Genomic DNA, 3,596 nt, shown 5'->3' on the forward strand with positions numbered 1-3,596 from the left:
TATAATAATCAGACGTTCACCTTTGCCTGTTGGTTTCTGTATCCATGGGCCATCATCATCGAAGTACCACATAAAATCATTGCTGTGATTTTTATTAACATATGATTCATCAAGATAGACTTCGGGCTTAATTGTATCCTCACCTCTTCTGTTTGTGTTGGCACCGGTCTGAAAATGCCATCAGGTAACCGGTTTAAAAATGTTTGGTAGAATAAAAGGCCGATCACGCATTTCAGGCGACCGACCTTTTGGCGATTATTCCTTTACTTTTCTCATCCTGTAGCTTTCACCCTCAATCAAAACCGCTTCCGTATGGTGCAGCAAACGATCCAGCAAGGCCGATGTCAAGGTACTATCGTTATTAAAAATCTCCGGCCATTGTTTGAACACTCGATTGGTGGTGATAATTATGGAACCACGCTCATAACGCTCACTGATAATCTGGAATAAAAGATCAGCGCCTTTTTTATCGATGGGTAAATACCCCAACTCATCCATGATCAAAAGCGAAGGCTTATGGTATTTTTTCAGTTCCTGTTTCAACTGTCCTGCATGCTGGGCCGCAATCAGGTTATTCACCGCATCAATGGCTGATGTAAATAATACCGTGTTGTTTTTCAGGCAGGCCTGATAGCCCAGGGCTGTTGCAATGTGGGTTTTGCCCACACCCACTGAACCGATCAATACAATGTTGCTTTTCTCCTCGATACATTTAAGACGGAACAAATTTTTCACCTGGGCCTGATTGATTTTTTTAGGCCATGACCAGTCAAACTGATCCATGGTTTTGATAACCGGGAACCTCGCCATTTTAATCCGGCGATGGATGCACTTGTCACGACGTAAGTTGGCTTCATGTTCGACCAGTTCCGATAAATACCGGATATGATCCCATTGTTTACGGGCGGCGGTTTTTGCTATGGCTTCATAGTTTTCACGGATAAAAGGAAGTTTCAGGTAAACCATATGATCAGCGATTTTCATTTTTCACCCCCTATATCGTAAATTGACAAATCCGGTTTATCGAGGGTCAAATCCAGAAGATCGCTGCTGCGGGTCAGGTGAAGCGCTCCCGGTTCCTCAAGCTGATTACGGGAACGCTGTTCCAAAAGATTGGCTATATAATCGCAGGAAAAGGCTTTAAAATGGAAAGCATCTTCAATGGCGCGGGTTACCTGCTGCACCGGATAAATTTCTGACAGAGCCACGATCTGTCGGATATGGTGGAACGGATTCATCCTGCGCTGTTCCATCTGCCGGTAATACTCCTGGGCCTTGTCGGACAAACTCAAAAAACGCATGAATATCTTCTGATCTTTTGCTTTTTTTCTTTGCGCTAAAAGTACCTTTGGATGATCCGGGTGCTCATAGTCCTGTCGGCGATCATAACTTCTGACATGGCGGGCTACCAGTTTGTTTTCATGGTAAAAACATAAGCGGTCCGGATACAGTTTGGCCGTCAGTCCGACACCGGCCAGTTGTGCCGGCACACTATACCGGTTGGTGTCTATAGTCACCCGGAACTGTCTGGATGCCCGAACCCGTCTGACCACACCGACATCGTATGGCTCAACCGGAAGTGGCTGAAGATGGGACTTTTCTTCTGCAAACATGCTCAACGGCTTTCTGCCGGTTTCGCCATGTTTCCTGACATTGGCTATGGTATCCAACCAATGCCGGACAAGGGGTTTCATAATCTTAAAATCAGAGATATCAAGCCCGTTGAGCAGGTTCTTTTTCACATATCCAACGGCGTTTTCGACGATTCCTTTTTCATTGCCTTTGCCCACATTGCAGGGAACAATTTTAAATCCATAATGCCGGGCAAAGTCCATGTACCTGGGATTGAATACCGGCTCTTTACCAACCGTTCTTTTCAACACGGCGGATTTAAGATTATCCACCATCATTTTTTGGGGAACCAGGCCAAAGAAGTTCAAGGCGTTCTGATGGCATCCTAAAAAATGTTCCATGGTCTGGGATACGGTAAACTCAACATACATCATCCTGCTGTGGCACAATACCATGACAAAAAAACTCAGTCTCCGGTTTGTTGATCCTGAACGCACACTACCGAAGCTGCCCCAGTCCACCTGGGCGCATTCGCCCGGAGCAAAGAACAGTTTTAAATAAGGCTTTACCCTGGGCGGCCGGATTTTACGGACATAATCGGTCACAATGGTAATTCCACCGGTGAAACCGCTTTCCTGAACGCGTTGAAAAATCTGTCTTCCCGTGTAGGTGTGCTTTTCAAGCATGCGTATGATATCATTTTTAAATGGGTCCAGTTTGCCGGCTTTCCTGACTGACTTCCGGGGCAAATATCTTTCTTCATTGGCCCACTTGGCTACCGTCCGGCAGTCCAGTCCAAGCTCATCGGCGATCTGGCCATAATTTAATCCGTCCCGGGTAAAATAGTTCCTGATCCGGACGTAAGTTTCATAATCGATCATTTGTCGCCTCCCAGAATATCTTTGAGGCTCATCATGGAGCCTGTACGATGAGTGTTTTGAACCGGTTCAAGAGACAACACCTGGTAGATGGGTTGCTGCCAGGCAATCAGGCTGTTTTTAATCAAACCAGACCGTGCCTTGTCCAAAGTAATCTGATCCATACCAAGCTTTGCCATAAGAGATTGGTCACCATAATAACTCAGACCCTTATCATCTGCTACGCAGACCAGGAACAAATATAAGGCTCCCTGATCGTGGCTGCAGTTTTCAATATGCCGGTCTCTAACCAGTCGGTGATCGACCCAGCTGAAGCTTTTAGGGATCTTGCGAATACGTTGTTTTAAAATCGGGGATTTTACAATCAATTTGACCTCCTTGTGTTTTGGGTTGCAGACATAAAATATCCTGCCCGGATTGTTGCATGGCAAGGAGGGTTTGTGCGATGTCATCTTGTAACGGAGATCCGATAAGGTTAGAGATTAACCCTATGATAACAGGAGGTTGTGCCATTAAGAGATCTTGTAACGCATGGGCATGTATTTGACCGATATTGTTTTTGTTTTCAAGAGGTTGTAAGTTTAAGGGATCTTGTAGCGCAGTTTCAGGCGTGGGCCGTTTCCAGTACCCGGGGTTTTTCTTTCTCCATTCCCGAACCCGCGCAACATGATCCGGACCTTTAAAATAATTTTTGTTTTCCGGTTTGCACACCCACTTTTTCTGACTGGCTTGTTTGCTTGCTTTCCGGCATGGTTCCTTTGAACAATAAAATTGCCTGGCTTTATTTCGATAGTCCGGCAGAAATAACCGTTTGCAATGACGACACTTTCTTTTTTTTATCCTTTTCATCCACAGCTTACCTCCTGATGGGGCTAACTATTGATGAGCAGGATTTTTATGGAAAGAAAATATTTTGCTTACGCCAAGAAAATTGAAGAAGATTTTTTAAAATTCAATTTTTGGAAGAATAGCCAACGAAGAAAATTCAGCATTTTCATGCCGGTGCTGTGATTACATATTCATTACGACCATGACATCTGGAAAAAAGGATAGCAATACTGGCCAGTCTTCTGTCATCATATTTTACCTCCACCATAGTATTTGATGAAAGCATATGATAATATAAGCTATTTGTCAAGATAAATA

3 protein-coding genes are annotated in these 3,596 nt (G+C 44.4%); all 3 read right to left on the reverse strand.

Going from position 1 to position 3,596, the window contains the following annotated elements; translation table 11 throughout:
* Positions 1-255 precede the first annotated feature (255 nt).
* The 3 genes from istB to SWH54_03100 are packed head-to-tail and all read right to left on the reverse strand — an operon-like array spanning position 256 to position 2,818.
* Complete coding sequence (gene istB / locus SWH54_03090) at positions 256-984, reverse strand: IS21-like element helper ATPase IstB (protein MDY6790234.1); 729 nt, start codon at positions 982-984, stop codon at positions 256-258.
* A complete protein-coding gene (istA, locus tag SWH54_03095; GenBank protein ID MDY6790235.1) occupies positions 981-2,453 on the reverse strand; it encodes an IS21 family transposase in 1,473 nt (490 codons plus the stop codon). The genes istB and istA overlap by 4 nt, the downstream gene beginning before the upstream one ends.
* Positions 2,450-2,818 carry a hypothetical protein gene (locus SWH54_03100; GenBank protein ID MDY6790236.1) on the reverse strand — a complete coding sequence of 123 codons (369 nt, stop codon included), beginning with the start codon at positions 2,816-2,818 and terminating at the stop codon, positions 2,450-2,452. Before SWH54_03100 ends, istA begins: the two co-directional genes overlap by 4 nt.
* Between the last annotated feature and the right edge of the window lie 778 nt (positions 2,819-3,596).

This window comes from Thermodesulfobacteriota bacterium (genome assembly GCA_034189135.1).
GTDB lineage: Bacteria > Desulfobacterota > Desulfobacteria > Desulfobacterales > JAUWMJ01 > JAUWMJ01.